Raw genomic sequence first — 24,733 nt, 5'->3', positions numbered from 1 at the left:
CAACCTTCTCATTCCTCGCCGTAGAACTGGCTTTGCAAGGTCTTGAGCTTCGTCGGATGCAACACCTCCTCGATACACCCAAGGAACATCTCACTCCTTGCATTGACACGCGCGCCATCAGCTGGGGCATGCTCCATGTCCGTCTGCAATGCGCGCACGGCTGTCCAATCCTTCGTACGATCCTTCAGCAACTCGAATAGTGTCCGATTGTTTTCGTAAGGATGAAGCCGAAAGTGAGCGAAAGTCGCCTTGGCTGAGACCTTCGCATCCCGTAACGCGTCGGGAAGCGTTAGCAGATCAAGTCCTTCCAGCTCGCCAAGCTGCTGCGTTTGAGCCTGCGCTTCCTGATATTGTTCACGTCCGACCAATTGATACATTCCTCGCGGACGAAACAGCCAACCGTCATCTGTTCCGGGCTGGTTTCCAAAAGGGTTGCCATCGTAGCCAAGAACAAAGTTGGCCAATTCCTTGGGATGGTTGAGCAATGAATTCACGTCGACCGCCGGCTTGTTGGCGGTCACAAGCTTTGCGTTATTTTTTTCGATACGATCGCGCCATTTGCGAGGGAGTTGAGAAACGGCGCTGTAAAAGAAATTCTCGCTACTACGTGTAAAATCGGCGCTGTCGTAGGAGACTGATCCCAGAATATAGGCCAGGATACGAGGGTCCGTTTCCTCGACGCGATCCCACTCCTGCAATAAAGCTTTGACCTGCTCGGCCTGAAAATACGCCGTGTAGCTCTTGCGATACGGCGGAACGGGTGGAGGAGCCGGCGAATGGTCCTTGATCGATTCAGTCAGCTGGTGCTCGTAATCAGCAACCCTATCCCGGTATTTTTGATAACGGCGCTCTTGCAACCAATTGCTCTCATAACAAGCAAGTAATGGCTGCGGCCTGACTTTTGGAGTTGGTCGATATTCCTTGTCTAACTCATCGGCGTAGGCAGCCTGTGCGAGTTTGGCGTCTTTGAGCGTTTCAAACGCTGACGCGACTGATCCATTCAGAAGATGAAACAATTTCACTTGCAGGCAATCAGCGTTGCTCTGCCTCTCGCGGGACTGATCGAAGTCGTCCTTGGGCACGCAGTCCCAAAAGCGGCCACTGCTGAGCGAGATGATATCCTCAGTTCTCTGGGACAACGTCCAGCCGAGCGGAAGGCTGTAAAACAAACCTTTTATGTCCGTTCGGCCGAACGCTGGAAAGCGCTGTACGCTTGGGGTGACTTCGGTGTCCGGTCGACGATCGATGCTGGTTGCATGATTTAGCGCGACATAGGTTCGGGAAGTTCGCGTGCTCAAAAGCGCGCGTACCGGCTCCATGAGCTCACCGAACATAAATGAACCATGATCTCCGAACTGTCCGCTCACCAGAGACAACAGGTAAATTCGGAATTTTGGCGCGTCGGAGGTGCCCTTGATACTGTTAAGCTTCTCAATCAGATCGAGCGCGGTCTCGATCCCCGAATTCTCCACATATCCGCCATCCACAAGGCGCGCCTGCGGATTGTTTGTTATGCAGTCATTTTTCAATGAGACGGTCGCCGCCGGCGTCACCCACGGAAATCGAGCGCTCGTGAAAGCAGCTGTGCTGAGCGGAATACGAAGTGAGTGGCTCTTAACAGTTTGGTCACCCCCGGTCCCCGCACGGTCAAGCGCCGCAAGAATACACAGGTCCTTGTCTTTCGGATGTAACGGATCGATATCGAAGGGAGAAATGACAGCCCGTTTGCCGCTGCCGGCATCTGTCGTGTTGAACAACAGCGCCGGCATGTTGTTGCCTGGTGCCCAATGGGACTGAAAGTCGGCCCTCAGCAGATTGGATTGATCGCCGGTACCCTTGTTGCTATCGAGCATTCTGTCACCAGCGTTCTCCAAAGTGTATTCCAGAAAACGCGCGCGATCGAAGGCGGGGACCGCGACCGGAGAAAACATTTGAGTGAAATCGGTGAATAGAAAGCCGGCGACCAAAGGCGAGAGAAAATCGGTCGCCAAGACGCTTGCAACACGCTGTTCCACCGGCCCAGGAGCATCAATATCTTCGACTCGCCCGACACCGGCCAGAAAGTCTGCGATTTTCGGGCATGTCTTTCCGTCGGCAGCATTCGAACCAAGGGACGCATTCTCGGCGTGGAGCGCAGCGGCGAAGATTGCCGAACCGACGCTGCCCCCGGAGACAGCGCTTATCGCAAACAGATGCTGCCGAAATGCTGGACAGAGATCCTGCATCCTCGCAAGAAAACGAGCCGCATTATTGGCGGCATAGATACCTCCTCCTTGAGCCGCCACGATGAAGACGGGATATTCGCCGAGCCTCTTGGCTTCCTCCACCCGCGGCTTCTGTAAAAGCCACTCACGAAATGCCCCGGCGGCGGACGTGCGTGCATCTTCTGGCAGGCTGTTTGTCTCAGCCGCGGTGCGCAGCTCATGGTCGTCGCCTCCTAAGAAGGAGGCAAGCAGAAACAAACCGCCAAAGACAACAGGTATAAATGGAAACGCAAACTTGATCGTCAGCAGGGCAAAGTGGACGGTCAGACCAACGACGCAAACCGCAAAGAGAGCGATCACGCCGAACGATCCGAAAAATTGTGCAAGCCTATCCGGGAGCAGAATGAATCCTGTTGTCAATAGGACGATGCCGCCGATCGTAAGCGCGAGAAATCTATACCGGATGAAATATGCGTTGTTGGCTCGACTCGCGAGATCAATAGAGCGATCTCTTGATCCCATCCGCCAAGCAAATATCACGAAGCAGACGAGCATGATGAGCATGGCGATTGCGAGGATGAGCAGCATGTTACGCTCGAATGCGAGCGCCTGGTCCTGAATGCGGAAAATACTCCCGACTTCCTCGACCTCACCGACCTTTCGCGCCGGCCGCGAGGCGAATTGACCTGCCGTCGCGGCGATTATCGGCAGCGCTCCGAGCGCTACGGGCGCAAATCGTATATAGAAGGCCAAACGGCCGGAAGCATGGGGGATTAGCGGTAGCGACGCCGTGGTAAGCTGAAAAGCACCCGCCCAAATCGTTATCGCGATCACGCCCAGGGCGATAAACTCCCTGACGGTCACCCAGCCGATATCATCAGCAGCTATCCGGTAAAGCTCTTGAATCTGGTCTGGCAAGTAGAGCAATACTGAGATGGCCACCGACAGAACAATCATCCACCGGAGGTTGCGCAACAGGGTAAAGAGCTGCTCGCGCACAGTCATCGCGTCATTTCCCTCACAGGTTTGCGGAGATAGTCACTGAGCTGGTGGAGTGGGCTCGGATTCGGACATTCATGCCAGCTTGCACCGAACAGGATCGAGCCCCTGGATACACGCGACCTGCAACAAAATAATTATGGCTCTACTCGCGAGCAGAGCGTCGAAAATTGAGTACTTAACCTACAGTAGTAGGTCCGACTATGTCGATAAGTTCGCACGATTCGTCAATTAGGTTTTTCGATGCGGATAACCGCGACTGTGACCAACTCGTTGGCTGCAAGGGCGAGTTGCCGACTACACGCCTTTGTACGTATCGTACAAATTTCTCGGTCTCGACTCGATAGATCGTCTTGATCCAACTCACCCTCCGACAGGTGCAGGCACGTTCAACATACCGTGCCGTGAAGTCACAGTTTCTCAATTTACGCCCGACTCAACGTTGAATTTATGCGCGTGATCGGCGGACCGCGCAGCTTTTTCGCGCGCTCACGCGCTCAGCATCAGCGGACCGCAATGGTGATGCCGACCGAGGATCTGGACAAAGGAGATGTGCCGCAACTAAACACATGTTAAAGAATTGTGACGGCGTGCAGCGTGAGGAGGCGGAGCGTGAGAAAGAGTGATGTAACATGTTCCGACTGCGGCGCTGGTTTCCACCGTCTTGAGCTCAGCTCTGAGCGTGGCACCGAGGGCAAGTACCACTGCCCTGCTTGTGGCAATTTGATCGAGGCTTTCGGAGCGGCTCATTTCGTTGCTTACCGGTTGACGATAGAGCCATCGATTAAGGTGCTCCGCGAGCAGTAGGTCACCTCGGTTGGCGGCCTCTGTCTTTATATCCGGCCGCCCTAGTCGGACTGAGTCACAAAACCGCAGGCTTTGGCCGGCCAGAATCAGCGATGGTTGAGGCATCGACCATCAACCGACGAGGCCGACATGAACGGGCGTGGCACCAAGACCAGCGAAATGCGATTTGCGGCGTATTTGGAAGGGCTTGCCAGCGTCATCGGTCATGCGGATCGGAAGGCGCCACTGCGCGACTATTGCGTCGGCCTGATGGCCTGTGGCGGTCGCAAGAGCGTGGAGCCGATGGCGGCGGTGACGGCTCCGGAACGGACGGCCGCCCAGCATCAATCGCTGCTGCATTTCGTCGGCAGCGGCGCCTGGTCGGATGAGAAGGTGCTGGGCAAGGTACGCGAGATGGTCCTGCCGGCGATTGAACGCCAGGGCCCGATCGAAGCTTGGATCATCGATGACACCGGATTTCCCAAGCAGGGGCGACACTCGGTTGGAGTTGCACGGCAATATTGCGGGCAGCTCGGCAAGCAGGATAATTGCCAGGTGGCGGTGTCACTGTCGATTGCCAACCACCACGCCAGCCTGCCTGTCGCCTATCGCCTTTATCTTCCGAAGGAATGGACTGAGGATTGCGATCGGCGGCGCAAGGTGGGCATTCCTGCCGAAGTCGGCTTCCGGACCAAGCCTGAGATCACGCTGGAGCAGTTGCGGTGGGCCTGTGCGAGCGACCTTCCGCGCGGTGTCGTGCTGATGGACGCGGGCTATGGCAACAACAGCGATCTGCGCACGGAGATCACGGCGCTGGGATTGACCTATGTGGCGGGTCTTCTGTCGAGCACAACGGTATGGGCGCCCGGCACCGGTCCCTTGCCGCCGAAGCCATGGTCGGGCCGCGGTCGTCCCCCGAAACTGATGCGCCGCAACCGTCAGCATCAACCGGCCGCCGTTAAAGCGCTCGCGATCGGCCTGCCGGCCAAAGCTTGGCGCACCATCACGTGGCGGCAAGGAACGAACGAAAAGCTGAGCTCGCGCTTTGCCCGCGTGCGGGTCCGGGCCGCGCACCGTGATTATTGGCAAACCACCCAGCGGTTGGAGGAATGGTTGCTGATTGAATGGCCGAAAGGCGAGGACCAGCCTACCAAATACTGGCTCTCGACATTGCCGGAGGATGTGGCATTCCGGACTCTCGTAGAGACGGCTAAATTGCGCTGGCGCATCGAACGCGACTATCAGGATCTCAAGCAGGAAGTCGGGCTTGGCCACTTCGAGGGACGCGGCTGGCGCGGCTTTCATCATCACGCAACGATGTGCATTGCAGCCTTCGGATTCCTGATCTCCGAGCGGGAGACGATTCCCCCCTCAGGCGCTCGGTGCGCCCGGCCGATCCCGCTCGCTCGCGTTCCCGCAGATTACAGACCCCGCGGATCTGCCACTGCGGACCCAACGTCACATTCCAAATTCGATCACGACGATGCGACGGCGGCTCGAACAAGGGCTGGTCCGAACGTTGTTGAGATGTCCTTGCTGTGCGATCAAGTTCGCCCACTCCACCGACCACCGTTTGTGACGCAGTAGGACTAGTATATGGCGCGCTTTGACGAGCTGCTGCGCGGTCTCGGCCTCTGGACGCGTCTCGAGAACCCCTACGCCTTCCAGACCAAGGGCGAGATGGCGAAAGCCTGCGCGGATCTTGCGTTCCTTCGCAAGGAGGCTCGGAACACGATGTCCTGTTCCTCGCCCGCCAGCCGTCGCTACGATCCGGACCCGAGCCAGCGCGATCCCAAGCATTGTGGCCGTTGCGTTCCATGCCTGATCAGGCGCGCGGCAATCCTGGAAGCCTGGGGCGCCGACGACACGCCCTATCGCATCGCGGACCCGCGCGCGCGAGTCCTCGACACAAAAAAGGTGGAGGGACAGCATGTGCGCTCCTTCCAGCTCATGCTATCACGTCTCGCGCAAAAGCCGGATCGGGCTCGGTTCGACATCCATCGCCCCGGCCCCCTGGTTGATCATCCGGATCGGCTGAAGAACTACGAGGCCGTCTATGTCGCCGGACTGCAAGAGGTCGGCCGATTGCTGCAGGGCGTACGAGCGCGACCACAATGACAGTTTCACCGAACCGACCTGCACGCTTGGTCGACTTCCACTGCCATCTTGACCTCTACAAAGATCACGCGGCGCTGATCGCCGAATGCGACCGTGAGCGCGTGGCAACGCTTGCGGTTACCACCACGCCCAAGGCATGGCTCCGCAACCGGGAATTGGCAGCGCGATCCGACCACGTGCGCGTGGCTCTCGGCCTACATCCTCAGCTCGTCGGCGACCGCGAAAGCGAGCTGCCGCTCCTCGAGCACTATCTGCGAGACGCCCGTTACGTCGGCGAGATTGGCCTCGATGCGGGACCCCGCTTTTACCGGAGCTTTCCTGCCCAGGAACGAGTTTTCGTAAGGATCCTGCAAGCTTGCGCCGACCAGAGAGGCAAGGTGCTCACGGTGCATAGCGTGCGTGCGGTCGGAAAGGTACTTGGCCATGTCGAGCGCGAGTTGCCGCCGGAACGGAGTCGTGTTGTGCTGCACTGGTTCACCGGAACGGTCGCAGAAGCGCGCAGGGCCGTCGCGTTGGGCTGTTATTTCTCGGTAAATGGCGAAATGCTGCGGTCACCGAAACATCGTCAGCTGGTCGCCGGCCTACCTGCAGACCGTCTGCTGACCGAAACGGACGGTCCGTTTGTGGAGATAGGGGGACGCCCTGTGCGCCCCCGCGATGTCGCCCAAACCGTAGCTGAACTTGCCGCACTGCGAGGCGAGACCATCGAGGCGATGGAAGGCGGCATTCTCAACAACTTGCGCACGCTTCTGAACGAGGCGCGTCCGTGAGCGTCGAGGCCTCGAAGAACAACCTCGCCCGCGAGCTGTTTGTGCGGACCGCGGACGAGAACTATGTCACCGCCCGCTGGTGCGCCGCGAACCGACTGAACATCGACTTCCTTTGGCTAGCGGTGCATGCACTCGAGAAGTATCTGAAGGCGGCGCTGCTCGTGAACGGGCAAGACACGAGGGGCTATGGCCACGATGTCGTTCGACTCTACCGGGACGTAAAGGCACTCGCCGGCACGCTCTTGCCCGATCGACTTACTAAACCAGCCGGACTCGACATCTTCCTTTGGCGGGAAAGGTCCGCCGAAGAATTCATGGCGCATCTTCTGGACAACGGGAACGCCGACAATCGTTACGCCATCTATGGATACGTTACGAGCACACAGGACCTCCACATGCTCGATGCCATGGTGTTCGCGATCCGTCGGGTTGTTTGCGAACTCGACGGCAGGGTGTTTGCGGGTGACGAACCTGATCTGCCTATCTTCACACATCGCGACATTCTCACTCGCCAGCCCGACTACTACGGTCGAATGGGCATGCCACTCGATGAGCTGATCGGCACACGCGAAGATACGCGGTTGCGTCGGGCGGCACTGAACCTCAACCTACCCTTTGCGCCTGCGGATTTCGCACATCTGCCCATGCCAGAGGGAGCCGCATCCAGCAATCCGGTCATCATCCGTCGGATACTCGATCCGCTGGCAAGTGACGATCCACGCATCGCTGCGGAAGGCATCGAAATAGCGCGCTGGTTTCTGGCCAATGTTCAGGTCCTGAGAGGAACGCCGAGCAGTCCTAGCGTGCGCGAGCAGATCCTGGAAGCAGTTGATATGGCTCGCACACGACACCGTCTCCCGTAAGCAAGAGCGAGCAGGTTCAAATCGGGGAGGCGCAACCGCCGATACCGACTTTCGGTGCTGGTTGCGATTTGAGGAGGATTGTCTTCGCACGCCCGGCGCGGTGAGCGCCCTGACGGATCAAGGTGCCAGGCGCCCGCGCGCGAAGACCGCAGCCTCTTCGATCGAGGCCATGCCTTCGTCGAGCATCGGCGCGAACAGCTGCCAGGAATGGCACATGACGTCCCAGATCTTCAGCTCGGCGGAACCGCCTGCCTGTCGCAGCCGCCCAGCGAGTTGCACGCTGTCGTCGCGCAACAGTTCCCACGAGCCGACATGGATCAAGGTCGCGGGCAGTTGCGACAGGTCGCCATTCAGCGGCGCGAGATAGGGCGACGTCGGCAGGCTGGCGCCGAAATAGACCTGCTTGAACAGCTCCGTCAGTTGCGGGGTGAGCAGCGGGGCATCGGCAACGGTGCGGAACGACTCGCTCTGGCCCGTAAAGTCGAGCGCCGGCGACATCACGACCAGCGCGCCCGGCATGGGCAAGCCCTCGTCGCGGGCCCGCATCGCCGTCGCGATCGTGAGGTTGCCGCCCGCCGAATCGCCCGACAGGCAGACCGCGGATGGCGCAAATCCATGCGCCAGCGCCCATTGATAGACGACAAGGGCATCGTCATGCGCGGTGGGTGCCGGATGTTCCGGCGCAAGCCGGTAGTCGGCCGCGAGAACGCTGAAGCCGGACGCGCGCGCCAGATTGGCGGCGACGACACGATGCGAGCGCGACGAGCCGAAGAAGAAGCCGCCGCCGTGGAAATAGACGATCAGGCGCTTGCCGTCCGAATTGGGGTAGCGGATCAGATCGCCGCCGACGGGGCCCGACGATACCCGCTCGATCATGGCGCCGTCCGGGATCGGCGTCTGCGCGTTGATCGCCTCGAACCAGGCGCGCATGTCCGCCGGACTGCCGTTGGCCGGCGGCGGGAATTGCGCGCTCATCTGCAAGATCGCGTCGAGTTGCTTCCTGGACATGTTTCCTCCGTTTGCGTTCAGTGCATCCGCACGATCGGCTTGATCGCAGCGCCGGTCTCGGAATCGTGGATCGCCGCGTTGATCTCATCGAAATTGTAGAACCTGACGAGCTTGTCGAACGGGAAGCGGCCCCGCCGGTAGAGATCGATCAGCGTCGGAATGAAGACATCGGGGTTGGCGTCGCCCTCGACGATGCCGATCAGGCGACGGCCGGCGCTCATGAAATGCGTCTCGTTGAGCACGATCTCCGCATCCGGTCCGGACGCGCCGAGAATGCCGCAGGCGCCGCGCGGACCGAGGCTCTCCACGGCGTTGCGGATCACCGCGGGCAGGCCGGTGGTGTCGAGCGCGAAATTCAGGCCAGTGCCGGTGATCCGCATGATCTCTTCGACCGCATTGGCCTGGCGCGGATCGACCACATGGGTCGCACCGAGCGATTTCGCGATCTCGAGCCTTGCCGGATTGGTGTCGACCGCGATGATGGTGGTGGCGCCGACCACATGCGCCGCCATCAGTGCAGAGAGCCCGACCGATCCGGATCCGAACACGGCGAAGGATTTTCCGGCCGAGACCTTCAGCGCGTTCATCACCGCGCCGGCGCCGGTCTGCACGCCGCAGGCGAGCGGACCGAGTAGCTCGAGCGGAACGTCGGTCGCGACCTTCACCACATTGACCTCGTGGCAAATCGCGTGGGTCGCAAACGACGACTGGCCGAAGAAATTGCCGTTGATCCGCGCGCCATCCGCCGATAGCGCGCTCGATCCATCGGCGCGTGCGGCGAAGAAATTGCGCGGGAAGAATTCATGGCAGTAGCTGGCGGCTTGGTCCTGACAGCTCGGGCAGCCGCCGCACGAATTGAACGTCATCACCACGTGATCGCCGGGCTTCACCTTGGTAATCCCCGTGCCGACCGCTTCGACGACGCCGGCGCCTTCGTGCCCGAGCACGACCGGCAGCGGCGTCGGCAGCATGCCGTCGCGGACGACGAGATCGGTATGACAGACGCCCGTGGCCTTCACCTTGACGAGGATCTCGTCGGGACGCGGGGCTTCGAGGTCGATGGTCTCAAGCTTCAGCTGCGCGCCCTTTTCGCGGGCGACGGCGGCACGGATCTTCATCCTGGTCTCCAGAGGTCAAACGTTTTGAAATGGAAGGCTCCCGGCACGCGAGGCGCCGGAAGCCGTGCGGGATTGCGGAACGGTTCAGAACGGATACGGCGTCGCTTGCGGCTTCTCCGAGGTCCACACCCATTGCGTGAACTCCTCCCAGATCGCGGGCCCGCCGATGCGGCTGCCGTTGCCGGAACGGCCGCGCCCACCGAACGGCGCGAACGGCCCGCCATTGACGGTCTGGTCGTTGATGTGGAGCTGGCCGACCGCAAGGCGATCGCCGACCGCGCGCGCCCGCGCGATCGAGCCGGAAATCACGCCGGCGGCGAGGCCATAGTCGGAGCGATTGGCAAGCTCGACCGCTTCATCGTCGCTGGCGAAGCTGACGAGGCAGGCAACGGGTCCAAAAATTTCCTCCTCGAACGCGCGCATGCCGGGCTTCACGCCGGCGAGCACGGTCGCCTGGTAATAGCGTCCGTCATGGTTGCCGCCGGCCAGCAGCCGCGCACCCTTCGCTACCGCATCGTCGACGATCGCCTGGATCTTCGCGACCTGCGCATCGCTGATGATGGGACCGAGCGCAACCTGCCCGGACGACGGATCGCCCGCGGGCAGATGCCGCGCCTTGTCGGCGACCTTCGTCGCCAGCGCTTCCGCAATATTCGCATGCGCGAGCACGAGACCGGTCGACATGCAGATCTGCCCCTGATGCAGGAAGGCGCCCCAGGCGGCATTGGACGCCGCCACATCAACATCGGCATCGTCGAGCACGATCAGCGAGTTCTTGCCGCCGAGCTCGAGCTGCACCTTCTTGAGATGGCGGCCAGCGACCTCGCCGACCTTGCTGCCGCCTTCCGCCGAGCCGGTGAAGGAGATCATCGCGATGTTGGGATCGGAGCACATCGCTTCGCCCGCGGCCGCGCCACCCGGCACGACCTGAAGGACGCCCCTGGGCAGGCCCGCTTCCTCGAAGATGCGGGCGATGATGATTCCGCCTGATACCGCGGTGCGCGGATCGGGCTTGTGGACCACGGCGTTGCCCACCGCGAGCGCCGCGGCGATGGCGCGAATGGAGAGCACAAGCGGGAAGTTGAACGGCGAGATCACGCCGACAACGCCATGGGGCACGCGCTTGGCGGTGTTCGACCTCCCCGCCTCCATCGATGGCAGCATGATGCCGTTCGGCTCGGTCACAACGGCAGCCGCATGGCGCACGAAACCAGCGCCATGCTCGATCTCGATCGCCGCCTTGGGCTGGATCGAGCCGCTCTCGCGCATGATCCAGCCGATCAGTTCCTCGCCGTTCTGCTCGAGCAGATCCGCCGCCTTGTTGAGAATCGCCGCGCGCTCCTGCGGCAGCCTCAACGCCCATGCCGCCTGAGCCTGGCGCGCTTCGCGGGCGGCCCTGGCGATGTCCTTCGGATCGGCGATGCCGACTGAACCGAGCACCGCACGCGTCGCCGGATCGCTGATCTCCATCGCGCCGCCATCGGTGGCGCTCCATTCGCCCAAAAATGCCTTGCCGCGCCACCGGTCGACGGCAATGAAATCGCGCGCCTGCATGTTCATCGAAATTTCCTCCCGTTCCGCCCGATGCGGATTGTTTGACTGCACGGTCGTTGCGACCGCGGCCTGCCTGCCGGGGAGAAAGAGAGGCAAGACGACTGCCTTGCGCGCGGCGGCCTGATGGCGCCCCACTCCTTTTTCGGGACCGTGACCCGGTCCTCTTGCCTCGCTTCCTCCCGCGAATGGGAGAGCGAATAGCAAGGCCGGTGCCAGTGAATCCGGCGGGATCCGGCCAGATCGCAAAATCGAAAAATTATATAATTTAGACAGATACTTAGAAACGCGAGTCACGATGCGGCAGCCGTTCGTCGGCGGGGACTTCCATTCGCGATTATTTGTGAAATAGTGAAGATTAGATCGGGCACTATTTCATCATTTCATGAATATGAGGCGCCACATGGCGGAGCGTGAAACCCGGATTTCGCTGGCGGAGGCCTCCCGCCGGGCCGCCCGGATTCTCACCCGCGGCGCGAGCAGCGAGCTCGAGACCGGCGCCGCGCCGACCTTCAACGATCTCGCCGAGTCGCTGCACTTCGCGCTCGGCGACGGCCGCATCTGGCTTAACGACCAGCGCATGGTGCTGATGCAGTCGCAGGTGCTCGGGCGCCTCCGTTGCGAGATCATCGACGCCTTCGGGGTCGAGACCGCCCGCGCGCTGTTCACCCGTGTCGGCTACATGCAGGGCATGCGTGATGCGGAGTTGATCCAGAAGCGCTTCCCGAACGAGGACCTCACCCACGCGCTCGCGGCCGGGCCGCGCGTCCATACGCTGGAGGGCTTCGTCAAGGTGACGACGCGGCATTTCGAATTCGATCGCGACAAGTGCACGTATTTTGGCGAGTTCCTGTGGGAGGATTCCTCGGAAGCCGCCGAGCACCTTGCAAGCTACGGCCTCGCCAGCGAACCGGTCTGCTGGCTACAGGTCGGCTATCCCTCCGGCTACACCAGCAAACTGTGCGGCTGGCCGGTGATCTTCCGCGAGGTCGAATGCGCCGGCATGGGCGCGCCACGCTGCGTGGTGGTCGGCCAGCACGCCGATGCATGGGGCGAGGACGCGCCCGAGCGCAGCTATTTTGGGCTGGAATGGAAGAGCCGCCCGGCGCATGCCGTGGGCAAGACCGCGGCCGCGGCGGACCAAAGCCCACCTCCCTCAGGCGACGACAGCACCGTCGCGGTCGGCGTCTCTGCCGCGTTCGTCCGCACCCGCCGCCAGCTCGAACGCGTTGCCGCGACGGATGCCACCGTGCTGTTCGTCGGCGAATCCGGGGTCGGCAAGGAGCTGTTCTCCAGCCAGCTTCACGCCATGAGTCGGCGCAACGGCGGTCCGTTCGTGGCGATCAACTGCGCGGCTATCCCGGAGCAGCTCGTCGAATCCGAATTGTTCGGCGTGGAGAAAGGCGCCTATACCGGCGCCATCGCCTCGCGCGCCGGCTATTTCGAACGCGCCTCCGGCGGCACGTTGTTTCTCGACGAGATCGCGTCACTGACCTATTCGGCGCAGGGCAAGGTGCTGCGTGCACTGCAGGAGCGCAAGATCGAACGCGTCGGCGGCAGCAAGACCATCTCGCTCAACGTCCGCGTGGTGGCCGCGTCCAATGTCGACCTGACCGCCGAGGTCGCGGCCGGCCGGTTCCGGCAGGATCTGTATTTCCGGCTCTGCGTGTTTCCGATTCTCATCCCGCCGCTGCGCGAACGCCGCGACGATATCCCGCTCTTGATGGCACATTTCCTCGGGATCTATTGCGCGCGGCACGATCGGCACCTCACGGGCTTCAGCCGCCGCGCCACCGACGCGCTGCTGAAGTACGATTATCCCGGCAACATCCGTGAACTGCAAAACCTGATCGAGCGCGGCGTCGTCTATGCCGACGACGGCGGCATCATCGACATCAGCCATCTCTTCAGCGGCTCGGAGCTGCTGCCGCCCTTCTCGATACAGCTCACCAGCGACGGACGGTTGGGCCGCACGCCGCTGCTCGGTCTCGATCCATCGTCGGCGGACGAAAGAGACACCGCCGCGCTCAACAGCGGCGCGTCGTTCGCGAAGGGGTCGTTTGCAGAGATGGAGGCCGCCGCCTATCGCTCCGCGCTGACCCAAACGGACGGCAACGTGTCAGCCGCCGCGCGCCTGTTGAAGATCAGCAGACCAAAGCTGGACTATCGACTGCGCCGTCTCGGGCTTTAGACCACGCTCGACGTGAGACAGTCTTGTATGATCGAGGCCCTTTCATTCAATCACTTCTGAGTGGCAGCATCTCCACCAACAGGATCACCATCGAGCCAAGATTCCCGGCGCCTCAAGCCAGACTTTATCCGCATCGTCAGGCCCTGGGATTCTCGACGGGCGCGAATCGGGGCCAAGCGCCCGTTTTGTGAATCGAGGGACTCCTCGGCGTCGTTCCTCACTCTAGCGACTCTTCTCGGCGAGAGATCGGTGCATTTCGTACAAAAGTGACAGCGTCAATCCCCAGATTTGAGATTCACAACTCTCGATTCTCGTAGGGAATGCCGCCCATTCCGATATTGATCCGCATCGGAGGCGACGCTACATTCGCTAGATAATCCCGCGATCATTCTATCAATCGGTTGATCAGCGCGACTCCGTGTGAGGTGGCTCCGGTTGTTTGGACAGCGCCCCGCGGAAATTAAGTGGATTCCTGCCGGGTTACGCTGAACGCGGGGCTCTACGATTTTGTCGTTGCGTCGGGAGGGCGTTGCCCGACCAGAGCGACGACAAAATCGTAAACGACGGTCATGCGGCCATCACCATTGCTTGCGCGCCGAAGCAAGCCTCGTCAGGCGTGCGTCCGTCAAGGCTCGAGTGAGGGCGTCCCTGATTGTAGAACGTCAAATACTTGGTAATCGACCCTCGCGCCTCAGACACGCTGTCGTAGGCACGAAGATAGTTGAGTAGCGCGGGGGAATCCCACCCCCACGCCCTCCGAGAACCGGACGTGAGCCTCTCGACTCATCCGGCTCCTATCGCCCCAACCGGAGACCCGTTGAACCAATGGGCGAACAGGTTTGGCTGGCGGGATTTAACCCCGCGCAACCAGCCCCACGCTCGCTTTGCGTGTCCTCGAAGTCTTTTGTATTTCCGCTGTGCCCACCGCACGATAAATGGATCTACCGTGCGCAGTGCCCTGCGAAGCGCCGAACGATGAAAACGCCCGTAATAGTTGACCCAGCCAACAAGAATTGGCCGTGCCCATTGGGCGATTTTCTCCAAGTCGAGATCGTTGCGATGATGCAGCTTCCAGCGACGCACGTCTTCGCGCATCGCCTTGGCCGCTTTGTCGCTGACCGCAGGAGAGAAACTGACGAACAGCTTTCCAGCGCGATTCATCGATTGTCGGGGTCGAAACGTAAAGCCCAGAAAATCGAAGCGTTGCTCCGGATAACCGTTCGGTCGGTTCGAGTCTTTGCAGTACACAATCTTCGTCTTTTGCGGATGCAATTCCAACTTACACGCCGCAAGCCGCGCTTCCAGCGCTTGCCGCAATGAAAGCGCTTGCGCCTCACTGCGACAGTGACAGATGGCATCATCCGCGTAGCGCTCGAACGGAATGTCTGGATTATTTTCCTTCATCCAACGATCGAACGCATAGTGCAGGAAAAGGTTTGCCAAGATTGGGCTGACGACTGCCCCTTGCGGGGTCCCTTTCTCTCGGCTGACCAGCGCGCCATCCGGCATGCTCACGGGTGCCTTCAGCCATCTTTCGATGTAGAGCAGCACCCATGCGCAGTCGGTATGACGACGCACCGCTCGCATCAATAACTCCCAATCGATGTTGTCGAAGAAGCCTTTGATGTCGAGATCGAGCACCCAGTCAAAGCGCCAGCATCTCTGCCGTGCCGCAGCCAACGCATCATGCGCCGACCGACCGGGACGATATCCAAAGGAGTCATCGTGGAACACTGGTTCCAGGACGGGCTCAAGATATCGCTTGACTACCATTTGGGCGATTCTGTCAGAAACGGTCGGGATACCTAACGATCTCGTTCCCCGTCCGTCCCCTTTCGGTATGTCAACTCGACGAACCGGTGGCGGCATGTAGCTGCCCGACGACATTCGATTCCAGAGCCGATAAAGGTTGTTACTCAAATCCTTCTCGAACTCCGCGATCGTTTGATCGTCGACGCCAACCGCCCCGCGGTTTTCCCTCACTCGCTTATAAGCCAACCATACTTCGCGCTTGGAAATATTAAACGGTCTTGCTTTATCCACGCTGGTCCTCCCCTTGCGGGTTGCCAACATAATAAAGCCGGGCGACGTCACCCCTTCGGTCCAGCTCCGTTACAGAGCCTTCATCCCTACTACGAGCGACTCCGCCCCTGTGTCCCGCATCGGTACTCTCGCCCTCGCGGAGTCCATCCGCTTGAGCTTCTCCCTTGGCATCGGGACGACAGGTTCCTGAGTTCCTTACCAAAGCCTGGATCAAGGTCACGCCGCCTCCATGCCGGACGCCGATTGAGCAGTAGACAGGCTCCCCTCAATCTTTATTCGCGGGACAGAAGTCTGGGTCCCGGTTTCGACGTCGTTTGATACGTTTCGACACGTCATCAGCGGTTTACTTCCGTTCGTCTCCTTGAACCTCACCTGACGGAGTCTTGCTCCGCCTTTTCCATCGACGTTCACCACAATGGCTCTTGACCAATGCAGCTCGTGGCGGTTTGAAGCCTGCTCCTGCAAGCCGACTTCGAGGGGCCTACCCTCATCTCCGATAAAGCATCGCCACCGTTCATATTTCGAACAGTGACGTTCACAGCACACCACATCCTCGTATTTGACCGTCCGCCAGAGCCGTTCGACAAACACGTTGTCGCGCCAGGCGCCCTTGCCGTCCATGCTGATGGCGATCTTAGCGTCCAGCAGCATGCTGGTGAAGTCGAGGCTGGTGAACTGGCTGCCCTGATCCGTGTTGAAAATTTCGGGCCTGCCGTGCTTCACCAATGCCTCCTGGAGCGCTTCGACGCAGAAGGCCGCCTCCATCGTGATCGATACGCGATGGGCCAGGACCCGTCGGCTGAACACATCAACGACCGCCGCGAGGTAGACGAAGCCACGCCGCATTGGAATGTAGGTGATGTCCATCGACCACGCCTGGTCGGGCCGCTCGATCTTCAATCCGCGCAACAGGTACGGGTAGATCTTGTGGCCCGGTGCCGGCTTGCTGGTGTTCGGACGGCGATAGATCGCCTCGATCCCCATCCGCTTCATCAGCGTCGCGACGTGGCGGCGGCCAACCCGCACACCCTCACGCCGCAACAGCGATCGCAGCATCCGGGCTCCCGCGAAGGGGTAATCGAGGTGCAGCTCATCGAGCCGACGCATCAAGGCAAGGTCCTCGGCCGAAACCGGCCGAGGCTCATAGTAGATCGTGCTGCGGGCGAGGTTCAGGACCTTTGCCTGGCGAACAGCAGACAGATCATGATCGCGGTCGATCATCGCTTGCGCTCAGCAGGCCCGCCTTGGTGAGCGCGCCGGACAAAAAATCGTTCTCCAACGCAAGCTCGCCGATCTCTGCGCAAACGAAGTTTGTCGCTTGGCATCTAACGCCTTCAAATCGACCGGTGCCTCGGCCGATCCCTTGTCCTGCCCAAACACGCCGGCGGCGCCCTCCAGGAGCTGGTTCTTCCAGGTCGTGATCTGGTTAGGGTGAACATCGAACGCTTGCGCAAGTTCGGCCAGTGTCTTCTCCCCCTTCACGGCGGCCAAAGCCACCTTAGCCTTGAAGGCCGGAGAATGCGTCCGGCGGCTCCTCTTCGTCATCTTCGCTCCTGATTCGCGGCAAGAATCCTCGCCGCTGTCAGGCAGAAAATCCACTTAAGCTACTGTCCGAATTTGCCGAGCCAGCTCTCTGGCCGGCGTCCCCGTCCACCAGGGACAAAGTTGCGGGGCACCCGGGTGGTGTTTCCAGTAGGGCTGGCCGCTCCGGCCTTCGCGCGGAGCATAGACGGCATGTCCGCATTTCGCGCAGACGAAACGCGCTTTCCTGTCGAGCCGCGCGCGCGTCGCCGCGCGACGGAGAACCTGATAATCGTCCTTGCTCATCGCTATGAGCGCATCACTCGTGATGCTGTGCATCGATGCAAGGTCAACCACTCTCTTGAGTGTCCTTCGGAGAATCGCCTCGACCATCTACCGAATCGCCCTTCCTCCGGCGTGATCATGGAGCATTTGCGGGATCGCTTGCTATGGAAAATCGCTTGGCGTCTCACGGAGGTCCGAGCCGACTGCATGACCGACGGCGTGGCGAAGCCGCAACTCGCGGCGTCACCAATTGTCAACCCGGCATGGCGGCCGTCAGGTGTCTGCACCGGGAAGAATGGGTTCTTCGCCGAAGGGGCGGTTAATGATCGATAGCGCGTCGGGCGCGGCGAAGACGCGGTTGCGCGCGTAGCCGGTACGCTCGTTCAAGATTTTATTCTCGACCAGTTGCTCTACCGCTTGCGAGGCTGCAGGCACCGTAATGCTGAGAAGCGAGGCCAGACGCTTGACGGTCAGCACGGGATAGTGCGGCAGAACATCGAGTGCGCGCAGGCTGGCTGAGCCCTGGCGAAACCTCCGCCGCTTCCGCCATAGATGGCCAAGTGCAGACAAGGCATCGCGGGTCTTCAGGAGCTCATCTGTGGTGCCGACAATCGCGTCCGCCATGAAGCCGACCGCTTCATGCCATTCGAGGCGCTGCTGAGCCCCCTTGAGCGATTCATAATAAGCTGTCTTGTGGGCTTCAATGTACGGTGACAGGTAAATCGGCATCATGCCTTCAGCGGCCATCATCAATGGCAAAAGCAGACGGCCAACGCGGCCATTGCCGTCACGAAACGGGTGGACCGCCTCGAAATGTGCGTGCGCAACCGCCATTCGGACGATGAAGCTCTGGTGCATCGCCTGCATGCCCTCGCAGCGCATGTACTTCATCGTACCCTCAAGACACGCGGCAATGTCCGACGGCGGCGTCGGATTGTAGGTTGAGTAAGCGATATCGCCCCTGCCGCCGATCCAGACGACAACCTGGCGAAGATCGCCGGGCTTGTCTTTGTATTCGGCGTCGCCGCGCATGACGGCGCGATGCAGATCCTGCACCAAACCGCTTGTGAAGATTTCCAGTTTCTCTTGTCTGGCCCGAGGCAGGAAGTCGTCGAGCGCGAGCGCGTAATCACGCACCTGAACTACCGCCTCGCCCTGCTGGGAATCTTCGCTTTCTTCACCAGACAGCAATTCGTCAAGCGTGCTGTTGGTGCCTTCAATCGCCGAACTGCTGACAGCTTCCCGCCGCGGCAAGATGCGGCTTATGAGATACGGGTCCTTTAGTTCGGCCGCGAGCGTCTCGATGCGCACCAAGGCTGCATCCGCCGCCCTGAGCCGGGCAAGGACCGCCCCCACGGCAACGCCATCCTCAGGCGGGGGCAGCGGAACCACGCCGTAATGCGCGGCATGGGGGGCCGGTAGCCGCTTCAATTGTTCCCGCACGGCGTGAGTGAGATTATCGCGGTTCAATGGAAACCTTTCGCAGAGGAGCTAATCTCGGCATCATAATAAAGGTTATTTATATATACTTCAATAAAGGGGCTGACGCGGGATCCTACGTAAGCTTTTTGAGTTCCATCTTCAAGGAACCGCTTGCACGTACTGTCGTTACGACTTATGTTTCGTAACGACAGTACGGAGACATTTCGTGGCCGACCCTACGGTAGTCAGGCGAGTAAAACGCCAGCGCGACGTTCGCCTGGCTGAAGGCTGGCAGGAAGTCCGTGTGTGGGTGCCCACCGAACAAGACGCAAACGACATCAGAAACCTCGCCGCCGATCGCAGGGCAAAAGCCAAAGCGCTCGCCGGCCTTGACGAAGGAATTAAGAGCATGCCCCCAGAAACACTGCACCGTATTGCCGAGGCGATCGCATCCCAGGGCTCGGCAGCCTACACAACCCCCTCCGGGCCCGTACTGGACCTCCTCACCAAACTCGCGGAAGAGGACGATCTCGCGAGCTTCTCACGGGCCTTCATTCTTCTGGCGCGCGCCGAACCGGCTAACGCTGCTTTTGTCGCGGGCGCCGTGCCGGCAAAGATCTCCAACTTCCTGATCAAGCACCGCGGCGTCAAGGCGACCGCGCTGATCAAGTGGACCGAGTCCAATCCGGATTGGGCTGAGGAGCTCAAGAACGCACTGCGTGATCCCGATCTATTTGTTCGGGTCGTCGAAGGCTTCGCCTCTGCGATCAAGCAAGGTGCCGCCGCTCACTAGATCTTTGACAAGGAAACCGGCGCCGTCTCAAAAAAGCGGCGCCGGTTTCCTTGTGACTCGGATGAGCCTTCACATTGAATGCGCCTTAGGGCGACTCGCCTTGCCATGCTAGACTGGGCGATGCCCTTTCCAGTCACCCCCACAGCCGGAGACGATCCCCGCCAGTTTCTGATCCAAGACCCGACGGGGGTTCGCCATCCGATTATCTCCTTGCTGGCAATCGACAACCACACACACCGCGTCTCTGGTCTCGGCACGGCGTTCCGTATCGACCCCTTCGGAGGATATCTGACCGCGCAGCACGTGCTTGAAACATGGCTCGGGCCTTCGCGCCCGCGGTCGACGGTTGTCGGTCTTCTCAACCCGGGGCTTGTCTATGGGCGTGCCCCGATCGGGGTCGACGGGATGGTGATGATTGCGTCAGCGACCGCCTTTCGCACCCCGCCAGAAGATATCGCCCTTGATCGGCTGCTCAACCGTGACTCGAGCCGCATGTCACTCGACTGCATGATGCTGTCGTTCAAAGCAGACAACACGCGCCTGAACGAAGTACGCGATTTTCTTCCCCTGCGGCTGACCGGGAAATGGCCCGAGGTCGGCGGTGAGGTCATGGCCATTGGGTTTCCCGAACTGCGTTCGATACGGGACCGCGAGATCGACGCGGATGTTCTGACCGAGCGCATGTATGGGTCTATTGGCCGCGTAACCGCAGTGCTGCCGAGTGGCCGCGAACATCGGCCTTGGCCGACATTTGCGGTCGACAGCCATTGGCCCGGCGGCATGAGCGGCGGACCCGTGTTCAACCAGGACGGAGAGGTGATCGGCCTCGTCAGCTCAAGCGACGAGCCGGGAAGCGACGGTGCGCAATCCTACGCCTTTTGGTTTGCGCCGATCCCGGGTCTTCAACGCAACCTCCCTCACGTCGACCCATCGAACCCAGGATGGGTGCGCGGTTGGGCGGTGGTGCGCAACGCTCCCTGGCATGTTGCGGCAATGACCAACGACCGCGCAAGGGCAGAGGAAATCTGCGCGACGCTGGCGTCGGACTATTCGGTTCGCTTTGGCTCCCTGAGGGCTGGCTCAGATGACTTTATTGGTTCGGCCGACTAGCACTACCTTGGCAGATTTTTAGCGGCGCGGGATTCCCAAATCAGTTTTTCTGTGACTCATGGGAGGTCGGCTCATGGAGGGCCGATCAATGGACGTAAACTGGCAGGCTGATCTCGATCGCTGGCTTGCGCCGTTTGTCGCGGCGCTACGGCACAAGACTAGAGCGCGGATGTGTCCAGCCTATATCGCCGGGCTGATTGGTCCAGGAGACCGCAAGAGCATTCAGCCGATGGCGACGCGCGCTCGCGAAGTCGGCTACGATCAGCTGCATCATTTCGTCACCGCCGGAGTTTGGGACAGTGCCTCGCTTGAAGCCGTTTTGCTGAAGAAGGCAGATGGCCTGGTTGGTGATGAGGCGGGGTTTCTTGTCATCGATGACACGGCGTTGCCCAAGAAGGGATCTCACTCGGTTGGCGTGGCACCCCAATATGCCTCGTCGCTCGGAATGTCCAGGGTTATCGGCATGAGGGTGCGACCTCCGTTTGTGCCGGAGTTGTCAATTGGATGATTGTTACGCAGCGCAGGAGGCAGAGCCGCTGAGACGACGGTTTGTAGACTCTGATACGCGGGTTGGATACCGCATTTCCGTTTGTTCGTCCGGGGCTGTCTCGATCTGCCAGCGGGCATCGACAATGTCGGCCACACAATTGGTGCGAGAGTTCCCCAACCGGGGCCCTGCCTCCAGCGATGCGCAACAATGATGTCGCTCCTGAGAGTTCTCCTGTGTTGAGGTGGAAGGAAGCGTAGCTAATTCAGCAAGCGATCAGGTTGCGCTGTGCGGCTCCACCTCTTGGCCGATTGCCCAAAGGAAGGCGGCCATTTCCCGGGCGATGGCCACGGTGACGACTGCCTGGCGTTTGCCGCGTGCCATCAGCTTGCGATAGCGAGCGCAGAGTCTGACTTGGGCTTTCCAGGCGATGTCGCACACCGCTTTCGTCAGGCCGGCCTGCCGCTCCTGCAGTAGGCGGCTCATCCGGGCGGGGAAGCGGTAGGTCCAGGCGCCCTCAATGAGCACGCGGCGCGCCCGGCCATTACCAGCTTTGGTGATGCTGCCCCGCCGGATGCGTTCTCCCGTAGAGTTTTCGCAGGGCACCAGGCCAAGATACGCCATCAGTTGGCGCGGGCTGTCGAAGCGGCGCACGTCGCCGATTTCGGTGACGAAGGTGACCGCGGTCAGGAAGGCGACGCCGCGTAGCGCTTGGTAGGCGGCGATCACTGGAGCCATGGACCATGAACTCACCGCCTCGGCAACCTGGTCGTCCAGACGCTTCAGACGGATCTCGGCGGCCTCGATCGCTTGGCGATACTCGGCCAGCACGAGATACTGCGCCGGATGCTCGAAGCGTTGCTCGCACAGCCATCGTGTATGCGCCTTGGTCCACGCTTGACGGCCGGTGAAGACCCGGCCGTGACGGAGCAGGAAGGACTGCAAGCGTTGACGGGCCCGCCGCAGATCTTCCATCGCGGCTTCCCGGGCACGTACCAGTTCTCGCACCGCCTCGTGCTCCGGATCCGGTACCCAGACCGCGGTCAGCTCTCCTGCACGATGCAGCTTGGCCAGGGTCAGCGCATCACGGCGGTTGGTCTTGACCCGTTCTCCAGGCCGCTTCGGGATCAGTGATGGTGCAACCACGATGCAGTCGTGGCCAAGCCGTGTGATCTGACGATGGAGACCGTAGCCGGTCGGGCCGGCTTCGTAGCAAAAGGCGAGGCCCCGGTGCCTTTTGGCGAGCTTCGTTATCAATCGCTCCACCGCATCAGGCGTGCTGTCGATCTCGCCGATGAAGCGCACGTCGCCATCGCGCCCCGCCTCGGCTACGGCTACCGAGATCTTCAGCTTCGACGTATCCAGTCCCACGTAGATTTTGCTATCCTGCCGCACGGCTCGTCCTCCTATGCGAGAGGCTCGGCGTCGGCCCACCCGGCGCAACCCTCGCTCATCGCATATTGCGGACGAGCCACCTCTCGGACAACGAACATACGGTCTGCCAGTCGCTGGTCTCGGTAACGTTGGCGTCGCGCGAGGTACCCGTGATGGTGGGCCTGCGGCTATTCCTACCCGAGAGTTGGACAGATGATCGTGAGCGCATGGCGCGGGCCGGTGTGCCGAAGGATAGACAGACTGCACTGACAAAGCCGGAAATCGCGATCGCGGAGATCGACCGCGTCATCGCCTCCGGTGCACGTTTTGGCTGTGTGCTTGCCGATTCAGGGTACGGCTCCAGCGGGACTTTCCGTCAGGCTTTGAGCGAGCGCGGTCTGTTGTGGGCGGTGGGTCTGTCGCGACGCCAGAACGTTTATCCCACCGACGTTGCCTTGATCTTCCCTGTCGCGAAGGCCGGAAAGCGCCGCGTCGGCGAACGCCGGTCGACTGGCGAGCAAAAATACTATGTGTCGAACCTACCGGCCGATGCGAGCCTCAAGATGCTCGTCGCCACGATCAAAGCCAGATGGGTCTGTGAGCAGGCCCATCAGCAGCTCAAGGAGGAGCTTGGCCTCGACCACTTCGAAGGGAGATCCTGGACGGGGTTACACCGACACGCCTTGATGACCATGATCGCCTACGCCTTCCTCCAATCCCGCCGCCTCAAAGCAGCGGGACGAAAAAAAAAGAATCGCCGGACCGCCGCCACAGCCGAGCATGCCGGCCGTCAGGCAAGCCATCCTCGACCTCTTCGCGCAGCCTCCACCCCGGCGATGCCCGCACTGTGAGAAACTCCTCGTCGATCCAAGCAAAACTAAACTGCCAGAGTAGTGCTAGGCGGGTCAGCTAGATTGGAAGCCGACCAAGTATGCCGATTTCACCAAGTCGTGGGCTCGACCTTTCCCACGCGCGCATTCAAGTCAACGATGCCGACATGAGCAAACCATTTGATCTTCTCAATCTCTATGCCCGCTTCAGCCGTGAGCGAAAGATTTCCGTAACGGCGGCCCAGACAGCCCAGGAATTCCTCGCGGCGATCGGCGCGCAGCTCGACAAGGCATTGACCGATGACACCCTAATACATGGCCAACGAACAGCGGCAATGTTCGAAGCCATGGTGGTGGCGCTTGGTCATTACAAGCTGATGAAGGTCGAAGATACCGGGCGCGTCTATCCTGTCGGCAGATATCGGGCGCCCGATTTCCGGATCGTACTGGAAGACGACGAGCAATGGCTGGTCGAAGTCAAGAACGTCTACGAGGCGGATCCGGTCCGGCAAGAACGTCAGATCATGACACCGTCTTATTTGTCCTCGCTCGACAGCTACGCGCGGGCAACACGAGCCACGCTCAAGGTGGCCGTCTATTGGGCCAGATGGGGCATCTGGACGCTGGTGTCCCCGCACGATCTGCTGAACGAAAATGGCTACCTCAAGCTCGACATGAAACATGCCGTCCGCTTCAATGAGCTGGGCAGGCTCGGCGATATGACAGTCGGCACAACGCCGCCGCTCACACTTCGGCTAACCGCCGACAAGCCCAACGCCATCGGCCCCGACGGAATGGCGCCTTTCACGGTTGGAGAGGTCACGATGCTCAGTGAGGATCGTGTCCTCACGCGTACGGACGAGCAGGAGATCGCGTGGATATTCATGAATCTCGGGGAATGGTCCGAGCAGGAGACCAAGGCCATTGTGACTGACGGAAGATTGTCGGCGATCGAGTTTTCTTGGCTGCCCGAGGAACGGCTCAACGAGGACACCGAGAGATTTGAAATAATCGGCACGCTGAGCCGGATGTTTTCCCGCCACTATTCGCAACAGGCCAACGGAGAACCGGATTCAGTGCAAATTGAACTTGAACATCGGCCCAACTGGTTCGCGCCACTGATATCGTCCGACTACAAAAGTGATGCGTTGCCGCTATGGCGCTTCGTCCAGCAGCCGCTCGCGGTGAAGACGGCAAATAAGAGTTGAGGCATAGAAGCGCCGCGCGGAGTTTGACGGCTCGGTTTGCTGTCCTCCTGCC

Annotated in this window: 15 protein-coding genes and 4 pseudogenes; 10 read left to right on the top strand and 9 right to left on the bottom strand. The window is 60.6% G+C overall.

The window, feature by feature from the left end; genetic code table 11:
* Nucleotides 1-8: 8 nt before the first annotated feature.
* Nucleotides 9-3,209 carry a hypothetical protein gene (locus NLM31_RS09925; protein WP_254192136.1) on the bottom strand — a complete coding sequence of 1,067 codons (3,201 nt, stop codon included), beginning with the start codon at nucleotides 3,207-3,209 and terminating at the stop codon, nucleotides 9-11.
* A 930-nt stretch (nucleotides 3,210-4,139) separates the two neighbouring features.
* Between NLM31_RS09925 and NLM31_RS09920 the strand changes: the two genes are divergently transcribed.
* The 4 genes from NLM31_RS09920 to NLM31_RS09905 are packed head-to-tail and all read left to right on the top strand — an operon-like array spanning nucleotide 4,140 to nucleotide 7,740.
* Nucleotides 4,140-5,576, top strand: a complete 1,437-nt coding sequence (locus NLM31_RS09920) for an IS701 family transposase (protein ID WP_254192135.1) — start codon at nucleotides 4,140-4,142, stop codon at nucleotides 5,574-5,576.
* 9 nt (nucleotides 5,577-5,585) lie between these two features.
* On the top strand, nucleotides 5,586-6,107 hold the full coding sequence (locus NLM31_RS09915) for a 7-cyano-7-deazaguanine synthase (protein WP_254192134.1): 522 nt from the start codon (nucleotides 5,586-5,588) through the stop codon (nucleotides 6,105-6,107).
* Nucleotides 6,104-6,877 carry a Qat anti-phage system TatD family nuclease QatD gene (gene qatD / locus NLM31_RS09910; protein WP_254192133.1) on the top strand — a complete coding sequence of 258 codons (774 nt, stop codon included), beginning with the start codon at nucleotides 6,104-6,106 and terminating at the stop codon, nucleotides 6,875-6,877. Before NLM31_RS09915 ends, qatD begins: the two co-directional genes overlap by 4 nt.
* Nucleotides 6,874-7,740, top strand: coding sequence for a HEPN domain-containing protein (locus NLM31_RS09905; RefSeq protein WP_254192132.1), 867 nt, complete (start codon nucleotides 6,874-6,876; stop codon nucleotides 7,738-7,740). Before qatD ends, NLM31_RS09905 begins: the two co-directional genes overlap by 4 nt.
* 117 nt (nucleotides 7,741-7,857) lie before the next feature.
* Here the strand turns inward: NLM31_RS09905 and NLM31_RS09900 are convergent, their stop codons facing one another.
* The 3 genes from NLM31_RS09900 to NLM31_RS09890 form a co-directional block, all read right to left on the bottom strand.
* Nucleotides 7,858-8,748 (bottom strand): alpha/beta hydrolase, encoded by an 891-nt coding sequence (locus NLM31_RS09900; RefSeq protein ID WP_254128982.1) that lies wholly within the window; start codon nucleotides 8,746-8,748, stop codon nucleotides 7,858-7,860.
* 17 nt (nucleotides 8,749-8,765) lie between these two features.
* The gene (locus NLM31_RS09895; protein WP_254128981.1) at nucleotides 8,766-9,866 is read right to left on the bottom strand and encodes an NAD(P)-dependent alcohol dehydrogenase; all 1,101 of its coding nucleotides are present in this window, start codon (nucleotides 9,864-9,866) and stop codon (nucleotides 8,766-8,768) included.
* An 84-nt stretch (nucleotides 9,867-9,950) separates the two neighbouring features.
* The gene (locus NLM31_RS09890; protein ID WP_254128980.1) at nucleotides 9,951-11,426 is read right to left on the bottom strand and encodes a benzaldehyde dehydrogenase; all 1,476 of its coding nucleotides are present in this window, start codon (nucleotides 11,424-11,426) and stop codon (nucleotides 9,951-9,953) included.
* A 394-nt stretch (nucleotides 11,427-11,820) separates the two neighbouring features.
* Between NLM31_RS09890 and NLM31_RS09885 the strand changes: the two genes are divergently transcribed.
* Nucleotides 11,821-13,608 carry a sigma-54-dependent Fis family transcriptional regulator gene (locus tag NLM31_RS09885; RefSeq protein ID WP_254128979.1) on the top strand — a complete coding sequence of 596 codons (1,788 nt, stop codon included), beginning with the start codon at nucleotides 11,821-11,823 and terminating at the stop codon, nucleotides 13,606-13,608.
* A gap of 567 nt (nucleotides 13,609-14,175) precedes the next feature.
* Here NLM31_RS09885 and NLM31_RS09880 read toward each other — a convergent pair.
* The 4 genes and pseudogenes from NLM31_RS09880 to NLM31_RS09865 form a co-directional block, all read right to left on the bottom strand.
* Nucleotides 14,176-14,328, bottom strand: a pseudogene (locus NLM31_RS09880) (integrase core domain-containing protein); the annotation flags it as partial.
* A gap of 63 nt (nucleotides 14,329-14,391) precedes the next feature.
* Nucleotides 14,392-15,681: a group II intron reverse transcriptase/maturase gene (gene ltrA / locus NLM31_RS09875; RefSeq protein WP_375167544.1), complete on the bottom strand. Its 1,290-nt coding sequence runs from the start codon at nucleotides 15,679-15,681 to the stop codon at nucleotides 14,392-14,394.
* Between the two features lie 516 nt (nucleotides 15,682-16,197).
* A pseudogene (locus NLM31_RS09870) lies at nucleotides 16,198-17,196 on the bottom strand (IS3 family transposase); the annotation flags it as partial.
* 534 nt (nucleotides 17,197-17,730) lie between these two features.
* The gene (locus tag NLM31_RS09865; protein WP_254192131.1) at nucleotides 17,731-18,927 is read right to left on the bottom strand and encodes a Fic family protein; all 1,197 of its coding nucleotides are present in this window, start codon (nucleotides 18,925-18,927) and stop codon (nucleotides 17,731-17,733) included.
* Between the two features lie 178 nt (nucleotides 18,928-19,105).
* On the opposite strand from NLM31_RS09865, the gene NLM31_RS09860 reads away from it, so the two are divergent.
* From NLM31_RS09860 to NLM31_RS09850, 3 genes and pseudogenes are all read left to right on the top strand, one after another.
* Entirely contained in the window at nucleotides 19,106-19,672 is a 567-nt protein-coding gene (locus tag NLM31_RS09860) for a hypothetical protein (RefSeq protein ID WP_254128976.1), read from the top strand.
* 120 nt (nucleotides 19,673-19,792) lie between these two features.
* Entirely contained in the window at nucleotides 19,793-20,782 is a 990-nt protein-coding gene (locus tag NLM31_RS09855; protein ID WP_254128975.1) for a serine protease, read from the top strand.
* A gap of 58 nt (nucleotides 20,783-20,840) precedes the next feature.
* Nucleotides 20,841-21,227: pseudogene (locus NLM31_RS09850) on the top strand (transposase); the annotation flags it as partial.
* 318 nt (nucleotides 21,228-21,545) lie between these two features.
* On the opposite strand, the gene NLM31_RS09845 reads toward NLM31_RS09850, so the two are convergent.
* The gene (locus NLM31_RS09845; protein WP_254191884.1) at nucleotides 21,546-22,664 is read right to left on the bottom strand and encodes an IS110 family transposase; all 1,119 of its coding nucleotides are present in this window, start codon (nucleotides 22,662-22,664) and stop codon (nucleotides 21,546-21,548) included.
* Nucleotides 22,665-22,768: 104 nt separating this feature from the next.
* On the opposite strand from NLM31_RS09845, the pseudogene NLM31_RS09840 reads away from it, so the two are divergent.
* Both NLM31_RS09840 and NLM31_RS09835 read left to right on the top strand, forming a co-directional pair.
* Nucleotides 22,769-23,494: pseudogene (locus tag NLM31_RS09840) on the top strand (IS701 family transposase); the annotation flags it as partial.
* Between the two features lie 146 nt (nucleotides 23,495-23,640).
* On the top strand, nucleotides 23,641-24,681 hold the full coding sequence (locus NLM31_RS09835; RefSeq protein WP_254192130.1) for a hypothetical protein: 1,041 nt from the start codon (nucleotides 23,641-23,643) through the stop codon (nucleotides 24,679-24,681).
* The last annotated feature ends 52 nt before the right edge of the window (nucleotides 24,682-24,733 follow it).

It is taken from the genome of Bradyrhizobium sp. CCGUVB4N (genome assembly GCF_024199945.1).
Classification (GTDB): Bacteria; Pseudomonadota; Alphaproteobacteria; order Rhizobiales; family Xanthobacteraceae; genus Bradyrhizobium.
This window is presented reverse-complemented; position numbering and strand designations above follow the sequence as displayed.